Origin of the sequence: Vibrio sp. J383 (assembly GCF_023503985.1) — a bacterium.
In the GTDB taxonomy this organism is placed as follows: domain Bacteria; phylum Pseudomonadota; class Gammaproteobacteria; order Enterobacterales; family Vibrionaceae; genus Vibrio; species Vibrio splendidus.
In genome coordinates, this window is record NZ_CP097294.1 from 2001145 (window position 1) to 2018864 (window position 17720).

At 42.8% G+C, this 17720-nt stretch carries 17 protein-coding genes; 5 read left to right on the forward strand and 12 right to left on the reverse strand.

The genetic code is table 11. From position 1 onward, the window contains the following. Positions 1 to 46: 46 nt before the first annotated feature. Positions 47 to 958 (forward strand): urea transporter, encoded by a 912-nt coding sequence (locus tag M4S28_RS25230; protein ID WP_249633196.1) that lies wholly within the window; start codon positions 47 to 49, stop codon positions 956 to 958. Here M4S28_RS25230 and M4S28_RS25235 read toward each other — a convergent pair. The 11 genes from M4S28_RS25235 to M4S28_RS25285 all read right to left on the reverse strand — a co-directional run bounded on the left by M4S28_RS25235 (position 955) and on the right by M4S28_RS25285 (position 13239). Then, positions 955 to 2220, reverse strand: coding sequence for a BatD family protein (locus tag M4S28_RS25235; protein ID WP_249633197.1), 1266 nt, complete (start codon positions 2218 to 2220; stop codon positions 955 to 957). The genes M4S28_RS25230 and M4S28_RS25235 overlap by 4 nt on opposite strands. Then, complete coding sequence (locus tag M4S28_RS25240) at positions 2207 to 3802, reverse strand: vWA domain-containing protein (RefSeq protein WP_249633198.1); 1596 nt, start codon at positions 3800 to 3802, stop codon at positions 2207 to 2209. The genes M4S28_RS25235 and M4S28_RS25240 overlap by 14 nt, the downstream gene beginning before the upstream one ends. Continuing rightward, entirely contained in the window at positions 3799 to 4950 is a 1152-nt protein-coding gene (locus tag M4S28_RS25245; RefSeq protein ID WP_249633199.1) for a VWA domain-containing protein, read from the reverse strand. The genes M4S28_RS25240 and M4S28_RS25245 overlap by 4 nt, the downstream gene beginning before the upstream one ends. Then, positions 4943 to 5461, reverse strand: coding sequence for a DUF4381 domain-containing protein (locus M4S28_RS25250; RefSeq protein WP_249633200.1), 519 nt, complete (start codon positions 5459 to 5461; stop codon positions 4943 to 4945). The genes M4S28_RS25245 and M4S28_RS25250 overlap by 8 nt, the downstream gene beginning before the upstream one ends. After that, positions 5451 to 6395: a DUF58 domain-containing protein gene (locus M4S28_RS25255; RefSeq protein ID WP_249633201.1), complete on the reverse strand. Its 945-nt coding sequence runs from the start codon at positions 6393 to 6395 to the stop codon at positions 5451 to 5453. Before M4S28_RS25255 ends, M4S28_RS25250 begins: the two co-directional genes overlap by 11 nt. A 12-nt stretch (positions 6396 to 6407) precedes the next feature. Then, positions 6408 to 7460, reverse strand: a complete 1053-nt coding sequence (locus tag M4S28_RS25260; RefSeq protein ID WP_249633202.1) for an AAA family ATPase — start codon at positions 7458 to 7460, stop codon at positions 6408 to 6410. A 64-nt stretch (positions 7461 to 7524) separates the two neighbouring features. Beyond that, positions 7525 to 8556 carry a hypothetical protein gene (locus tag M4S28_RS25265; RefSeq protein WP_249633203.1) on the reverse strand — a complete coding sequence of 344 codons (1032 nt, stop codon included), beginning with the start codon at positions 8554 to 8556 and terminating at the stop codon, positions 7525 to 7527. Further along, on the reverse strand, positions 8553 to 9089 hold the full coding sequence (locus tag M4S28_RS25270) for a hypothetical protein (protein ID WP_249633204.1): 537 nt from the start codon (positions 9087 to 9089) through the stop codon (positions 8553 to 8555). The genes M4S28_RS25265 and M4S28_RS25270 overlap by 4 nt, the downstream gene beginning before the upstream one ends. 12 nt (positions 9090 to 9101) lie before the next feature. Next, positions 9102 to 10394 carry an anaerobic sulfatase maturase gene (locus tag M4S28_RS25275; RefSeq protein ID WP_249633205.1) on the reverse strand — a complete coding sequence of 431 codons (1293 nt, stop codon included), beginning with the start codon at positions 10392 to 10394 and terminating at the stop codon, positions 9102 to 9104. Positions 10395 to 10662: 268 nt separating this feature from the next. Further along, a complete protein-coding gene (locus M4S28_RS25280) occupies positions 10663 to 12243 on the reverse strand; it encodes an arylsulfatase (RefSeq protein WP_249633206.1) in 1581 nt (526 codons plus the stop codon). Positions 12244 to 12423: 180 nt separating this feature from the next. Further along, entirely contained in the window at positions 12424 to 13239 is an 816-nt protein-coding gene (locus tag M4S28_RS25285; RefSeq protein ID WP_249633207.1) for an SDR family NAD(P)-dependent oxidoreductase, read from the reverse strand. Between the two features lie 238 nt (positions 13240 to 13477). Here M4S28_RS25285 and M4S28_RS25290 point away from each other — a divergent pair, with 238 nt between their 5' ends. The 3 genes from M4S28_RS25290 to M4S28_RS25300 all read left to right on the forward strand — a co-directional run bounded on the left by M4S28_RS25290 (position 13478) and on the right by M4S28_RS25300 (position 15636). After that, complete coding sequence (locus tag M4S28_RS25290) at positions 13478 to 14257, forward strand: helix-turn-helix transcriptional regulator (RefSeq protein WP_249633208.1); 780 nt, start codon at positions 13478 to 13480, stop codon at positions 14255 to 14257. Between the two features lie 142 nt (positions 14258 to 14399). Continuing rightward, the gene (locus M4S28_RS25295; RefSeq protein WP_249633209.1) at positions 14400 to 15224 is read left to right on the forward strand and encodes an SDR family NAD(P)-dependent oxidoreductase; all 825 of its coding nucleotides are present in this window, start codon (positions 14400 to 14402) and stop codon (positions 15222 to 15224) included. Between the two features lie 214 nt (positions 15225 to 15438). Continuing rightward, a complete protein-coding gene (locus M4S28_RS25300) occupies positions 15439 to 15636 on the forward strand; it encodes a hypothetical protein (protein WP_249633210.1) in 198 nt (65 codons plus the stop codon). On the opposite strand, the gene M4S28_RS25305 is transcribed toward M4S28_RS25300, so the two are convergent. Next, positions 15633 to 16433, reverse strand: coding sequence for a hypothetical protein (locus M4S28_RS25305; RefSeq protein ID WP_249633211.1), 801 nt, complete (start codon positions 16431 to 16433; stop codon positions 15633 to 15635). The genes M4S28_RS25300 and M4S28_RS25305 overlap by 4 nt on opposite strands. 110 nt (positions 16434 to 16543) lie before the next feature. On the opposite strand from M4S28_RS25305, the gene M4S28_RS25310 reads away from it, so the two are divergent. After that, the gene (locus M4S28_RS25310) at positions 16544 to 17485 is read left to right on the forward strand and encodes a LysR family transcriptional regulator (RefSeq protein ID WP_249633212.1); all 942 of its coding nucleotides are present in this window, start codon (positions 16544 to 16546) and stop codon (positions 17483 to 17485) included. Positions 17486 to 17720 lie beyond the last annotated feature (235 nt).

The following is a 17720-nucleotide window of genomic DNA, read 5'->3' on the forward strand; positions in this document are numbered from 1 at the left end:
ATCTGAATTACAAAAATTTAACATGACAAAATAATGTAATCAGACGATGAAAACGAATAAGGATATTCTACCATTTCAAGGCTTGCTCAATGGCATTGGGCAAGTCTATTTCACACCGTCTGCCATGACGTCGCTTTTGCTGTTGCTTGCCATTTCGATTGAATCACTTCCACTTGCTTTCCTTACCCTGCTTGGCGCAAGTTGCAGTTATGCATTGGCTCGTTATTCCATCAAACAAAGCAAAGACCTTGATAATGGGATGTTCGCGCTAAATGGGGCTTTAATTGGTTTATTTATTGGTAACTTTTTTGGTGTCACACCATTATTGGCTTTGGTGACTGTGTTAGGCGCGTTGCTCACAGTTCCCATTGCCAATATTGTATTCCGCTTTAAGAAATATCGCGGTTACACTAGCGCCTTTATCCTCACCTCTTGGCTGATTTATCTTATCCAATCAAGCTTAGGACTTTCGGTATTTTCTCCATCGAGCTCAGCATTGATACCCATAATCAGTTTTGAGGAAAACTCGTGGTTTAACCTGCCGCCAGTAGTGATCCCGCTCTTAAAAGGGATTAGCCAAGTCAGCTTTATCGAAAATGCATTGTCGGGGCTCGTTATCTTGTTCGCCATCGCACTTAACAATATCAAGCATGCCATTTGGGTTGTGTTAGCAGTAATAATTAGCACAGCATTTAGCGATTTGATTGGTGCTTCTGATGAACTGGTAGCTCAAGGTCTTTATGGATACAACGCCATCCTTGCAACTCTTGCGCTTGTACTGTATCCACGAATCCCATGGGCCTTAATCCTATTAGGAATGCTTCTAAGTTGTCTCATCACGCTCGGCTTTCATGAGTTGTCACTACTGCCGCTGACAGCTCCTTTTATTTTAAGTACTTGGGGGATTGTCTATTTGTCTGGAGTGATGAAAAAAATCGCGTTAACGGTTAACGGTTAACGGTTTAATCTACCCGATTTAACAAACAAGAGAAAAGCTATCAGTACTTTAAATAAGACTAATCGAGAACATTCATTCTCTAGTAGTTTTTCACGCTCAGGGCTTTTCTTATATCTTTGCCATATCATCTCAATACCTTCGACCGTTTCTACTCTTGGAGTGAGCACTCTGGACTGAAAATGCTCAAGTAGAACCTGATAAATCGAATTCTCGAACAAAGGTATATCTTTCTTATGGATAGCTTGAGCTAAACAAAGCCATTTGCTTTTAGGCCTTGTTTTAACATAGCGGTACAACAGTGCTGTACTCAAAGTCACAAGAACAACGATGACAGCGAGTCCGACCAATAGCATCTTGTACTGATCCACAAAAGAAGCGAAGGTGTGCGACACTTGCCAACTTCGCTCAGGTAAGACAAGAGTTCTTTGCTGTTGATACTCTGAATCCCACCAAAAAACGCTAACCGCAGGAAGCGTAACCCGGCCAGCGTTGTTCACTATATAAGTCATTCTTTCTAACCTTTGAGCCTGACGCACACCCCTTTGCTCATCATCTCTATACTGAGTTGATTCAGGATATACCAAAAATTGACTCGTGAAGGTCTCTGGGAGTGTCGTGATTTCCGGCAAAAGTGCGCTGATGGTGTCGTGTGCAGATAATGTAATTTCACGGGTAATCGCGTCGCCCACACTGAGCTGTTCTTCCAAGCCCTGTGAGCTTTCATTTTGAGAGACAAGCGTCCACTTTTCTTTCAGGTTAGCTTCAGTACCTGTTAACCATTTCTGATCAGAAGTCATATTGGCAGAAGGCTTATGAGCATTGAAAGACAAAGCCTTCGTCATCACCACCCCATCAACATTATTGCTGCCCTGCTTTACGCCAATCTCAAGCGCGACAGGAGGGATTTGATACTCTCCACTCTGTAATGGGTAAAGCACAATTTCCCAGAGTTGTTTGGAGTACACTTTCCCATCAATACGTTCTGTGGAGTTCACAGCAAAAGAACTCATAGGCAACACGACCGCATTATCAACCTCGGTACGGTGCACCTTGGTGCCTTTGGTGAACCATGTGTCTGTCATCACTTCAATATTGAGAGTAACCTGCTCATGCACTGCAATACCCGAACTGACATGGCTCAACCACACGTTAAGCCTCACATTGCCTTGATCGTAGAGCGAAGCTAGCTGCTGGCTATAAGCAAAATGACTCATTAAGCTAATGACCAAACACAAAAGCTGAAATAACCTACTTAGCTTCATATTTCCACTCCGTTTGGTTAGCCACCCCTTGCTGATACTGCAATGCAAACTTGGTTGAGATAAAGCTCGATAGATCACTCTGAACTCGCTTCATCCATTTTTCGTTGGCGCCTGGATCACTCAAGATTTGTTCAGCGGATAAGACTTCTTGAATCACTTGATCTTGTTCTACTTGCTGCTTTACACCATCCGAGCGTTCTGGCTTATCACCATTTTCTCGGCTCACCTGACGTTCATTGCTTTTCGATTGTTCCTTCGTAAAACTATCAATATAAGCAATAACATCTTCAACAATCTTTAAGTTATAAAGAGCTTCTTGATTGTCAGGGTATTGCTCCAAGATCTCTCGATACAAAGACCTTGCCGCAACAAACTCTTTTTGATTCGCCAATGAAGCCGCCGCACCTAATTGCCCCTGTAAGGTATCACTGCGCATGTAGAATTGTTGTGCCACTTCGTATTCGCCAGCTTGGTAATAGGCCGTTGCTTTCCAGTACTCATTCTCAAAGATTTGCGCGGCTTGTTGGTATTCTTGATCTTGATAATACAGAGCGCCCTGCTGATCTTTAGTCAGCCAAATATCGACCAACGAAAACTCTGCTGCGTATAAATTAGGGCTGTAAGTCGCGCTATAAAATAGAGAAACCACAACGCACCACTGAACTAGCCAACCTTTTCTAAACCACAATAAATACGGTACCAGTACCACCCACACCAAAGGGTAACTTGCATCAAACCAAGGTTCAGCTTGATCCGCTGAGAGTTCAGCAAAAGACGTTATTTCCCCACTAAGATTTTCTATATCTTGGTTATCTTGAGTAAAAGCCACGAAGTCACCATGCACCGAGCTAGCTAATTTCGACAGAGTTTCAATTTCCATAGGTAACGGAGATGGAACATCTTGATTACCAACACCATAAATCAGCAGTTGATAACCTTTTTCCTTGAAATAACCTTGATACTCACGGTAAGCCAGTTGATTAACGGCATCGGTCACCAGCAATACCGTTGCATTGTCAGTTTCAGATACCAATTTGTTGATGATAGGTAGGGTATATTCCGCAAATTTACCCTCTCTTGGCATTACTTCGGGTTGAATAGCCTCTAATAAAGGCTTAAACACCGCAACGTCTTGCGTTAAAGGCATCGCTAAATGAGCAGTACCCGAGTAGACAACTAACGCTGTTTTCCCTTTACCTTGCAGATCAATAAGCTCCGCTATTTTTTGCTTTGCTCTAAACAGACGACTTGGCGCAACATCCTTTTGTAACATTGACTCAGAGACATCAAGCACAATCACCAATGGCGTGGTGTCTTCTGCAAAAGGCGAAGACTGCCGATACCAACTTGGCCCAGAAGCAATCACTATCGCGACCAAGCAGATGACACTGAGCAAAAAGATCGGAAGGTGCTTAACACGAGACGACTCACCAACACGCAAAGCATCAGACAAGTGCTTGGGCAAATGAGTTACCCACGAATTCTGCTTTTGGCTTCGGCGCCAGTTCATGATCAGTACCACAATAAGTGGCACGATTAGTAGCAGCCATTCAGGGCGAATAAAATGAAAGTTTCCCATCATAAAGCCCTCGTATTTAGAGTCTCAGGCTTGATACGAAGTCGCAAAACAGATCGAACCACCATAAACACTAAGTGATAGATGAAGGCGATAAGCAAAGGCACATAATGAAGGCTTTGTTTTGGCTGATAACGGTAACTTTCAAACACACTAGGTTCGAGTTCATTGATAGTGTCGTATACGTTATCCAGCTCAGTAGGTGACATCGCTAGAAAGCTCTGCCCCCCCGTCAACTTGGCAACGGTATCAATGATTTCCATATTAATCGCTTGCTCACCTGAAGTGTTCGGGCTCCCCATTGCCACAAGATGAATTTTAATGTTGTGCGCAGCAGCCACTTTCGCGGCATCAACCGGCGGCACTAAGCTGTCGGTATCATTGCCATCAGTGAGTACAATCATCAGATGATATCGGCTAAGATGTTCGTGAGTAAGGCGTCCGTGCTCATGTTTTTCAGGAGCAAGGTTTTGATGATCTAGGTTTTCAGGAACAAGGTCTTCAGAAGAAAGCTGATCAGGTTGAGCGCTATCTAAGCCGGATGACAGCTCCTGCTTGTCTTTCTGATTCTCGGAAAGAAATGTCTTAATACCGAGTCCAATTGCATCGCCTAAATGAGTACTTTGCCCTGCCATTGCAGGCTCGGTTTCATTCAACAGCGCTAACCATGCAGTGTGATCAGCCGTAAAGGGCGATTGTAAAAAAGCAGAATCACCGAATACTATCAGGCCGAGTCGGTCGCCACTTCGCTTTTGACTGAACGTGTCCAACACCTCTTTTGAGGCCGCCAAACGAGTCACTTGGTTACCAGCACGATTAGAGAAATCGTCCGTTGCCATAGAGCCCGACAGATCCAAAACAATTATTACATCACGCCCAGCTAGCTCTCTCGTCTCTTCAGGCCCTAGCCAAACAGGTTTTGCAGCTGCCAGTACGACTAAAAGCCAACCTAGAATCAGAGAAGAACGTTGCCAAATACCCGCTTTTAGTTGATTCGAACCTTTGTCTGCATTCAGACCTAAGCTTGATATCAGCGCATCAAAAAAAGGCACTTTGAGTGCAACTTGTGGAACTTGATGACTTGGGGCAAAAAGGTAAACCAAAATCGGTAAGGGCAATAACAAGAAGACCCAAAGATATTCAAATTCAATCATTTGAAGCCCTCGTATGAGTTTTAATCCAGACAACAGAACTTGTTCGTATCTCGCTTAATTCTCTATCAGTCCAGCCATAATCCGATGAAGCCTTGTAAATATCATTTTGCCATTGGCTTAATAGCGCGTGATTAAAAACGGCCCTCTGTGAAGAATCGGTGAGAAACTCGCTCCATTCATCACCACTGAGCATAGCAACCTTGCTCTTTGGATAGGAGCAACAAGCCACTCGCTTTACTACGCGATTAATCCTACGCAGCTCTTGTTGTAACTCATCACTATCTTTCGCATGCCCCTCCACATTACCTCGACTTACATTAATCGTTTGCACAGCGACACGGCGATACTTATTGGCTTTATAAATGCGTAAGAATTGGAACGATTTCCAAACAACCCAGCTCACCGTTAAAATGAAGACGACTTTCCAACCAACCGTCGATGGAAGCCAACTGACGTCAATATTCGCCACAGGATCGATGAAACCTTTGAGTAACATTCGATTATCTGACACGGTAGCCCCCGCTCATTTTTTTGACAAAATCAGCAATGTGATGACCAGAGGTATCTAACCTAACAACATCAATACCACCAGCGCTGAGCAGCTGATGTATGTCTTGGTATCCTTGTTGTGTCATTTGATTATACCGATGGAGTTTCTGGTTTAGCGAAGTGTCAGCCAAGAGCTGCCACTCACCGTCACTGATATGAATAGGCAGAGAGAATTGAAGCTCAAATTCCATAGGATCATTCACCGCTACTCCCATTAAATCATTGTGTTGCTTTAGCCATTTTATCCGCTGAACATCTTGTTCTGTCGCGTCGTTAAAATCACTTATCATCACAATTAAACAACCTTTCAACTTTTGCTTAATCAGCTTTGTTAAAGCATCCGATAGCCCCGAGCGAACAAGGTTCTTTTCCTTGTCATCTAGGTGAGACAGAGCTTGATTCGCCGATACCAAAGACTGGATGATTCGAGAAACATGAGCCGGATGACGCTGCGGTTTATGCCAGTGCAGCTGATCGTTTGAGAAGATCAACGCACCTATACGGTCTCCGTCTTTCGCAACTTTCCAAGCGCAGCAAGCAGCGACCTGAGCTGCCGCTACCGATTTCATTGTATCGATCGAAGAAAAAAACATGCTACTGCGCTGGTCAATAAGCAACACCACGGGTAAATCTTTCTCTTCACTCTGAACTCTGACATAGGGCTCGAGCATTCGTTGTGTCACATTCCAGTCGATACTGCGAATGTCATCTCCCATTTGATAATGACGAAACTCTTCAAAATTAAGCCCTCGACCACGGTAACGAGATAAATGGTTACCCGCTTGTCGAGAACGGCTTTTAGCTATGGGTGGCAACGAGAAACCTGTCGATTTCAATTTCATCGCCATTAGAGATTCAAAAGAGGTAACGACTCTTGCGTCATCCAATGGATTCATAACCAACACTTCCTAAGAAAGAGGCACATTGAGCAACAGCTCATCAACGATTTGCTCAGCACTCACCGAATTCGATAAGGCATCAAAACTTAGGGTGATTCGATGACCTAGCACCGAAACAACGACGGTTCTCACATCATCAGGAGTGACATAATCGCGCCCTGCGAGCCATGCATGTGCGCGGCTGCATTTGTCCAAGGCAATGGATGCACGAGGACTAACTCCAACATCAATCCACTTGTCCAAATTAGAATTTGGATACAAATGTGGGAATCGTGTCGCCATAACAAGATCAACAATGTATTGCTTGATGGGTTGCGATGTATGGATTCGTTTTACTGCTTCTTTACCATCAGCGATATGCTGAGTACAGCCTTCAAATGCCGCATGTAGTAGTTCAGATTCATGTTGTTCTCGCGCATTCGTATCAATGTCCGTATCACTTTCTGCGTCTGTCGTTTCTTTCTCTTCGCCATTAATGGCTCCAAGTTCTTCTTGGCGAACCAAGTCAATGATTAACATTTCAGATTCTCGATCTGGATAGTCAACGTTTACCTTCATCATGAAACGATCCATCTGCGCTTCTGGTAGCGGATAGGTTCCTTCTTGTTCAATTGGGTTCTGCGTTGCGATAACTAAAAACGGCTCTGGTAGCGACATCGTTTCACCGGCAACCGTCACGGTACCTTCAGCCATCGCTTCTAAAAGTGCGGCTTGAACCTTGGCGGGTGCTCTATTGATTTCATCAGCCAACACCATAGAGCTGAAAATGGGCCCTGCTTGGAACGTCAACTTCGCTTGTTCTTGATGATAGATCTGCGTACCCGTGACATCAGAAGGAAGCAGATCAGGCGTAAATTGGACACGGCTGAAAGCGAGGTTTAACCGTTCAGACAATATTTTTGCAGCGCGAGTTTTCGCTGTACCCGGAAGGCCTTCCAATAAAATGTGTCCTCCCGTCAGCAATGCAATCATCATCGATTGAGTGACATGAGCCTGGCCGATAATAGAATGATTTGTCTGTTCAATGAGTTGACTAATGATTGCTCGAGTATCTGTAGACATAACGTTACCTTGTAGGGCTTGCCTAAATACGCCGATCTCCTTCATAAGGGGGACCTACGTCAATTTAATTTGGCAGATAGATATTTTTTAGTTTTGATACAACATCTTTGGGGGCGACAGCTTCAAGTTCGATGAGACACTCATCAGCATCTTTACCCGAACTTAATAAGGTTTCGCACAAAGCGTATAGATAGGTGGGTTGAGCATGGCTTTGATAAATAGTCCTATAGACACTGATCGCGATTTCAGCGTCCGTTTCTCGAACCACAGTTGCGTAAATATACCCATATGAACCGCTGGTCGGCTCAAGATCATAAGCTTCTTTTAAATGGCTAAAAGCCATCGCGCTTTCACTAGAACGTAGGTAAGACAGCCCAAGGCTATAGTGCAACATCGCCGAGCCTGGAGACTCCAGTAGCGTTTGTTTTAAGATCGCTTGAGCGCGTTCATCGTCATCAATACTTTTCAGGTACTCTGCATAAGCGATAGCGACTCTGGGCTCCTTATGAGAGCCGAATAAGTCCGAGTAAATAGCTTCAGCCTCTCGGTGTTTTTTCTGTAATGTATAGATCCAAGCTCGCTCTAAGTTACCATTCAAGTCATTGGTTAATAGTGAGAGGTGCCTTTCAGTTGCATGTCTTAAACGCTCTAAATATTCACCGGCAAGTTGTGGCCAGAGTACAACCAATGTCCGAACGGCCTGCGCTTCTACATCGCGGTCAACATCGTTCAACATTGGGGCAACCACATCCCACTTGGCTTTCCCCTGCCATTGCTCTGCCGCTTGTATCGCAGCCAAACGCATTTGGGAAAATTCAGATCGTGATGCTCTCGCCACTGCGATAACTGAATTGGGGCCGTAATACATCCCCAAGTTGACAGTCGCAGCAATACGTTGATCTATAGGTAAAGATTCATCTTGCGAATATTCGGCTAGCAACTGTTCGCGTTGTTCAGAGACAGCGATAACTTGACTATCTGAATCATCAACTAAAGGTTGAATACCCGCAGCCAAAGAGATCGCAGACGGCACATTAAACAGTATCCCAATAATAATGAACACCGCAGCTCTACCATTAATTAACCGGTTGTTCATACTGGCTGACGCTCTATTTGTAATTGCTGAGAGAGCTCTTCCGCTCTCACCAACAGAGCATGCATAAAGTAAATGTCTTCTGTTTTCGAAAAGTTATGCAATACAAGCCATTGATTCAAAGCATCAAGTGTTTGCGCGTATACAACATTTCCTTGGTTTTTCTTCAAATAGCCTAATGTTTTCAAAGCGGTAACTACTTCATCGTAGTTAGATGGCGGCATCATCAAAGTAATAAATTGAGGATCGTTGGTCATGACTAATACATCGTAATTCGCTTTTGCCACCTCGTAGCTTGTGCGTTTTGCTTTGTATTTTTCACCACATTGAGAGTTTTGAGGTAACTTTTGACAAAGGTTAAACAGCGTAGCGAATTCGGTATAACGTTCACTTTTAGTATGGAAAGCCCTGTCAATTACAGCTTTTACCGATGCTTGATTAAATAACGTATCTGTAGACAACACCTCTTTGACTTGAGCGGTAGCCGCTTGGCTAATAAGTGCAACAGCGAGTAACACGGCAGTTTTAAGTTTCATTACGTAGTGCCTCTATTTGAATTTAATCTTCATCGCATCACTATTGATGCCTTTATTTACGGGGTAACCCATGGTGGCAACGACCATTGAGATATAAGGATCAATATGTGAAAAGAAGTGCTTCCACCCTGCGCATAAATAATTCAACCCACTTTCCCCATCCAAAGTTTTGATAAAACGATTTTTTGGACACTCTCCAAAACAAGCAAACTGATACGTACACTCACGACACTGCTTTGGTAGCGATGATTCTTTCGCACGACCAAACTCTTCTTGGCCCTTAGAAAATTGCATATCTTCAAGCTTGGCATCATTGATATTGCCAAGTTTATATTCAGGATAAACGTAATGGTCACAAGCAAAAACATCACCATTGTGCTCTATAGCCAACCCTTTCCCACACATTGGGGCAAGAGTACAAAGTGGGTTGACTCGACCCATCCAAGTTTCAACTGCGGCTTCAAAATACGGCACATTCACTTTGCCAATATCATTCTCCAACCATTCATCAAAAATGGTGCATAAGAACTCGCCCCATTGATGAGCAGATACACACCACGACTCTACAATCGAGTTTGGGTGGCTAGGTTCGGTTTCTGGCATACCTTGAAATATCACGTCTTCGTCAGCCCACTTTTGTGGTGCTGTATCACGAAACGATTTGGGTTCAACGATTGGGATGAATTGCATTTGAGGTGAACGTATTTCATCTCGCAAGAAACGGTAAACGTCAAGAGGGTTGGAGCCAGTCAGGTTGTTTACACATGTCAGCGTCGCGAAGTTAACGTTGTGTTTATGCAGAATATCGACACCTTTCATGGTCTGTTTAAACGTACCTCGCCCAGATCGGTTAGTACGGTAAGCATTGTGAATCATTTCAGGCCCATCAATGCTCAAGCCGACCATAAAATGGTTCTTGCTTAAGAACTTGCCCCAATCATCATTGAGTAACGTGCCGTTAGTCTGCAGATTATTTTCAATCGTGACACCTTTAGGGCAGTATTTTTTCTGTAAACGTACAACATCACGAAAATAATTCACACCCAGTAGCGTTGGTTCGCCACCTTGCCAGTGGAATACAATTTCATGATGGTTTTGTTGTTCGATATAAGATTTGATGTAGGTCTCAAGCATCGCTTCATCCATGCGACTACCACAACCGGTTTCATGACCTAAAAGCGCATCCTTGCTCAAATAGTAGCAATAAGTACAATCGAGATTGCATGACGAACCGATAGGCTTAGTCATGATATTCATACGCTTAGTTGGCATATTAGGTTGGTAACTGTTGAGTTGAATGCTCATTGAGAACCTCACTTATGGATGAGGTTTTATAATAAAAATTAGCCTCCGTTAAGTAATCAGTATTTCTACTGCTTATTAATTTACTCCAAGACCACCAACTTCCAACCGGTTTATTCGAGGCACAATAGGCTCTACACCCCCGTCAAGCGTCATCGGTACCCTACCGAAAATTAACGGTTTCTGTTTCCATTTATTCCACAACTTACGCTGAATAAACGAATAAAGCCCAACAAGGTGTTGGGCTTTGATTTTTTACAGCATGGTCAATTTATTGGTATTGAGCGCGCTGCCAGATGTTCATTTTTTCAACAATCTGATCGATTGAGAATGACCCAGGTACTTGACGTGGTGGGAACTCTTGGAATGTTTGCAAGAATTGGAACGTGTAAGCCGCGCCCATGTACATGTATGGTAGATGCTCTACTTGCCATTCAGGGTAGCCAACGCCATCTAAATGCGCGTTCTCATATGGGTCTTGACGTAAGTTGAAGATGTAAGGGAAGCGTAACTCGTCAAACTGACATTGCCACGTTTGGATACCATGACACTTGTTCACAGTAAACATCACCTTCCAATCACCCATACGAACTGCAGAAATATGACCATCATCTGCGGCGTAAACAAACCCTTTACGTGGCCAAGTTACACCATTTTCAGCCGTTGTATTGTTGCCTTTTTTCAACGCAGGCATCAGGTTGTAACCGTCTAGATGTACTTTGTACTTCTTGCCGTTTAACTTTTTGCCTTTCTTAAGGTCAGCAACTAGGTTTTCTTCGCCTACAGCAGCAAGGAAAGTTGGAGCCCAATCGTTATGTGCTGCAATTTCATTTGCTACCGAGCCTGCCGGGATCTTAGAAGGCCAGCGCATCATTGCTGGTACGCGGAAACCGCCTTCCCACGTTGAGTTTTTCTCGCCGTAGTAACGAGAAGTTGCGCCATCAGGCCAAGACCACTTCTCTGCACCGTTATCGGTGGTGTAAGAAACGACTGTATTGTCTGCAATCTTAAGTTCATCTAGCTTATCAAGCAACTGACCAACCATATTGTCGTGCTCAACCATACCATCGCCGTATAGACCGCCGCGTTTAGAAATGCCTTTCGACTCTTCTTTCAGATGCGTCCAAACGTGCATACGCGTTGAGTTAAACCATACGAAGAATGGTTTTTTCTCTTTATGTGCGCGGTCGATAAAATCTAGAGCACCTTCAAGGAATTCTTCATCTACCGTTTCCATTCGTTTAATTGTCAATGCACCGGTATCTTCAATACGACCATCGGCATAAGAATGAATAACACCACGAGGTCCGAAACGTTTCTTAAACTCAGGGTTTTGTGGGTAATCTGGATGCTCAGGTTCTTCTTCAGCATTCAAATGGTAGAGGCTACCCATGAACTCATCGAAGCCATGTTCTGTCGGTAAATGCTCATCACGATCGCCAAGGTGGTTTTTACCAAATTGACCCGTCATGTAACCTTTCGCTTTCAACATAGTTGCAATGGTCGGGTCTTCAGCTCGGATTCCTTCAGCAGATCCAGGCATACCTACTTTTGTCAAACCAGTACGCATTGGGTGTTGACCCGTGATAAATGCAGAACGACCTGCAGTACATGAGTTTTCGCCGTAAAAGTCAGTAAATAGCACACCTTCATTTGCGATACGGTCGATATTGGGAGTCCAATGACCCGCTTGACCACGAGTGTACGCAGAGATGTTATCAATACCGATATCATCACCCCAAATTGCCAGAATATTCGGACGAGATGCATCAGTAGTTGCAAAGCTCGCCATTGACGTCGTTGCTAATGCAGCGCCTACAGCAAGTTGTAGGAAAGTTTTTTTCTTGAACATAACCCAGACCTTATTTTAAGTAGAAGTATTGATGTCATTGACTATTATTTGAAATATAAAGACAAAGTGAATCAGTACAATTACTGAATAATGAATAAATTTAAAAAAGTGTTATCGATATTCTATTAATTAAAAAATAAAATCAGTAATACTACTGATTTAATTAACCGAATAATTTGATCAGTTTTTTCTTTGATCGTTATGGCCGGCCATAAAGTCATTCGTTCCGCTAATTCTTGATAGCCAGTCGTAACCTTTGAATCCAATAAGGCCGCGTATAAGAGGAATTAAACCAACCATGCGTGGACGAGCAACACAAATTTTATTTTTCTTAATCCCATTCCAAACAGCATTAACCATTTCATCAGTTGAAATTGCTGGCATTAATCTAGAGTGCGCACCATCAAACATTCCAGTATTAATATGTCCAGGATTAACGGTCGTTACATTAATATGAGGTAGAGATTCTGCTAGCTCAACACGTAATGAGTTTGACCACCCAACCATTGCCCATTTACTGCTGCAATAAACCGCAATTTTAGGGCAATACATAAAACCCGCCCCAGATGAAATATTCACAATATGACAGTCAGACTCTTTGGCCATTGCTGGCAAGAATGCACGAGTGATGTGCATTGGAGCAATGCTGTTGATTTGCATTGAAAGATCAATGCTCTTACGCTGGTGCTCAATGAAATCTTCGGAGAATACAATACCAGCATTGTTGATTAACAAGTGAACGGGGCCGATCTCATCCAATACGATTTGGGCCGTTTCATAGATAAGATCAGTATCGGTTACATTCACAACAAAGGTATGAATCGACGTTTTACTGTCTTTAAATTCATCCTTAACTTTTTCCATCGCGGCTTCGTTAAGATCCCAAATAACCACATGCTTAGCACCATCATTGACAGCACGTTCAACGTACGCCTTCCCCATCCCCATTGCCCCGCCTGTCACCAAAACGGTTTTGTTCATAACGCTTTTCATCATTGCTCTCCAACTAAAAATATTTAGCTATTTCTTATTCAAATGACTAAATATTTTCCAAATAAAGGCTAAACCCGAATAAGCTGAATCTAGGTTTACAATGATGTTATGGCGATATCGCTCAGAGTTATACGGTAAAAAATACTGCATTTAGAATGAATGCTCGTATTTTTGAAGAAGAAATTGACACTTTTCTGACTGACAAGTTATCTTATTAAACAGGCCACCAAGCGAGCTTATTATGCGAAATATCAACCCTCCAGATTACGAAGAACTTCTTCATTCACAAATTGCGGCAATGACCTCTTGCCAGCCTAAAGATTTCAACAAAAAATTTCGAGAGTTGGCTTTACAAGGTATTGAGTGGTTTAAGCTAGACAGAATCACCCTTTTTCCTAACTCAATGATTTTGTTGAACGACGGTAAAACGATCTCTGTTTCTCGTGAACATATTCCCGAACTGGATAAACCTAGGTTTTTGCTCGGGAACTATCTTGATTACCTCAAATTACTTCGCTCTAAACAGGAGTATCAAATCTTCGACTGTGAGAGTCTAAAAAGCTCTAAACTTGAACCATTGAGAGCACTCTATGATGAAGGAGCTCGCTGGCATGGCATTGTGCGTTTAGAACTATTTGGTCAAACATGGGGAGCGCTAGCGTTCGCCAGATTCAGCGATGATGAACCAGAAATTACTCAGCAAGAGCTAAAAAGACTCAAACTACTTTGTGACACCTGGCTTGTTTACTGGCAACACTCCACAGTCACTCGCAGCCTAAACCACGGAACAGAAAAACTATTTGATGAAAACGAAAAACTGCTGAGATTGAGTAAGAAGCAATGCACCGTATTAACTCTATTGGCGCAAGGTCTGACCGCAAAGCAGTGTGCTGAAAAACTGTTCTTAAGCCCAAGAACGATTGAGTCGCATAAGTATCGAATGATCGATCTTCTTGAACTAGAAAGTCATACCGAATTGGTTCAATTCGCGCTTAGAAACGGTCTAGGTATTGAAGCGTAAAGGTTCATTTATCCCATTTTTATCTTAGGTGCTCTCTGTAGCACCTTTTTTTAAACTCCGTAAATTTACTCTACTCCCTCCCTGAACACTCGAATAACATCTTCTGCATTCAGCTTTAACCAACATTAATGGTAGGCATAATATGCAAAAAAGAATACTGGTCCTTGGCGCTTCATCGGGTATTGGCTTCGAACTCGTTGAAAAACTCTTGACACAAAACCACATCGTCTATTGCGCGGCTCGTCGCGTTGATAGGCTTCAACCTCTTGCAGAAAAAGGCGCAAAAGTATTCGCTGTTGATGTACGAAATGAAAGCGATGTACAAGCTATCTTTGACAAAATCATGAGCGAGCAATCAGGTATTGATATCGTTTATGCCAATGCAGGATACGCAATTGCAGGCCCTGTCGAAGACACCTCGATAGAGAAAGCAAAACAACAACTTGATACCAATTTATTTGGTGCCGCTCGGGTTGCTCGGGCAGCGTTACCTATCATGCGTCAACAAGGGGGTGGGCGCTTAATCTTCACCACATCCATTGCGGGTCGAGTATCCACAAGTATGAACTCTTGGTACTCAGCGAGTAAGCATGCGCTTAATGGCTTAGCTAAAGGGCTTGCACAAGAAGTCGCTGATTTTAATATTAAAATAATCACTATTGAACCCGGTTGTGTACAGACAGAATTCGATGCAATTCAACTAGGTGACATGTTAGACAGCAATTCACTTTCTGAATACGAATCTCTAGTTAAAAAATCACATCGCTTCTTAGACAAAGCTTACCGCAACGGATCTACCCCAACATCGACGGTAAACACCATGATAAAAGCCGGCATGGCAACTAATCCAAAACTAAGTTACCGCAGCACTTGGGATGCACGTTTAATGTGGTGGGCACAATCCGTTATTGGTGAACGTGCGATGGGACGAATATTCTTAAAACTAATCCACAGAATTAGCAGTTAAGCCGATTTATCCAATGAATAGATGCTTCAACCATCGAATAACTTAGTCACTAACAAGTGCTTATTATCCACACAAGCTCGTTCGATAAACCTTATTGCGAATGATGTCATGGTTAAAATGCATTTGGCCAACTAAGTGACCACTCACCTCTTTTATTCGTGACTATTCATGCTCACTACTGGTCTGTACTTACTGCTCGTCGAGCTAACTAAATATGAGAACAACGCTCAACATAATGGCACTCTACTTACAAATGGACGATACCGGTGCATCCATTGATGACAGCCATTTAAACACACCCGATGGCAACGCAAGCGCAAACACGCTAATGCCTTCGATTGGTATTTTTCATGTTCGACAAGTGAATCAGAACGTTGAACAAGGTGATCAACGTTCTTTCCCCGTCTTTTAGAATCGGTAATCGATACCAATGGATGCGGTAACTTCTTCTGATGTTTCGTCCAAATGTGTCGCATCATTTTGGATAGAGAGAACATCGTATTTCAGCTCAAACATAATGTTGAAATCTTTGTCTGCGACTTTGGTTTTGATCCCTTGTAGCCACATAAGGTTAGCCACTTGCATTTCAGCACCACTATAAGATGAGCCAAGATTTATGTTGAAGACAGAGAAGTGTGTATCGTTCCAAGGATGAAGCGCGTACATGTTGACAGAACCAAGGTGTGCATCATCGCCACCAATCAGTTGCTTGATATTACCCGACGTCACCCCTTTCGGGTAACTTCCTGATGGAGCCAATCTGGAGTTCATTAGAGTCGCAATATCATCCGTTTTGAAATCTACATAGGTGTAATTAACTGATGGAAAAAACAATGTGCCATCTTCGCTAGCCAAAGGCAGCATATAACCAGACGTATACATGTTTGCTGCATCGGCTAAATGATAAACGTCGACATAAACACCACCAAAGCGGTCAAAGTGCGCACCGCGTATGCGAGCATTTTCAGACTGGGTGTAGTATTCAGCAAAGCCTACTGATTGAGAAATATCGCTGGTAAGCCCGCTGAACCCACCACCAGCCAACAGCTTGAGCTCGCCTTGGTCATCTGAAAACACAGCGGCTCGTTGATTACTATTACGAGGATCCGCATCATGATATTCATCATGGTTTTCACTAGCCAACGCTGGTGAGGAAATAGCAGCGCTAGTCAACGCTACTAAAGAAAACAGAGAACTTAAATGACGCATTATTCAATACCTTTACAATCATAATTGGAATGCCGTGAGAGTAAATAAAGGTTCTGAATAGCGCTACTTATAGCGACAATTAGTAAATCTTATTTAGGAAAATAAACACCATGAAAAGTAGCTATAACAACCTATTAAATCTGAATTATCTTCGTGTATTCGAGGCTGTTTATACATACAGGAATACTTTAAAGGCAGCTGAATATTTAGGAATTAGCCAATCGGCAGTAAGCCAAACTCTAAGTAAAATACGAGAATATACGGGTGATAAGTTGTTTTATAGCTCAGGTTCAAAATTACATGCAACACAAAAAGCGGAGGTTATAGGGGATAACTTACAACAACAAATAAAGTTTCTTGACGAAAAACTGTCTAGTGATTTATTTACCGATCCGAAAACATTTGATGGTGAAATAACAATTGCTGTATCTAGCGTTTTATTAGAAGCGATTGCCAATGAATTGACCAGTTCAATTATGCTCAACCACTTTCCTAAACTACGATTGAATATTACGATTTGGGATGATGACACCCAACAAGACATATTAGATGAACGTGTACAGCTTGGGATTAACTTTCACCCAACAGATACAAGTAAAGCGATTCGTGCCGTACCATTAACTCCTAGCCAACCCGTAATCATATCTCGACTCGATCACCCTATATGCCAAACCAACTGCTCGTTAGATATGTTCAAGAGCTATCCATGTGGCGGTATTTTCGTCCCTGGTCTTCCTGACTACGGTGCAAAACTAAAGAAGAACTATCCTGACATTTTCGATTTTCAGTATCGCTCGGCCAGCATGTCAGTTCTGACAAATCTAGTGGAACATTCCGACTTACTTGTTATTGCCGAAAATCTATCGTCGAGCATGGCGAAACATAGAGTGGCTTTTCATCAACCTAGTTGGCTAAAAGACTACATACCGAACTCACGAAGTCATGCGGTTTACTATCTAGAAAAAAATCACCGTACTTCTCTTTATGAACACTGTATTGAGGCAATTAGCATGGCGCTACACAATCAGCATGGTGTTACGCAATCAGTATAACGTTACCTAAACAGCATAGCGTCACACAATTCGTATAGCGTTACCCAAACAGCATTGTCTAACGCCATCCTCAGAAGCTGAGTACGTTGACAAGCGTTCGAATGCGTCAAATGCAGTAGATCTTACTGCATGTTTTAGCCGGCCACTTTAGTAAGATCGCATCCAAGATATAGGTATTTGGTATAGCAATAATGAACAAAAGACCACAACTACTGGCTCTTGTATATCTAGGCAT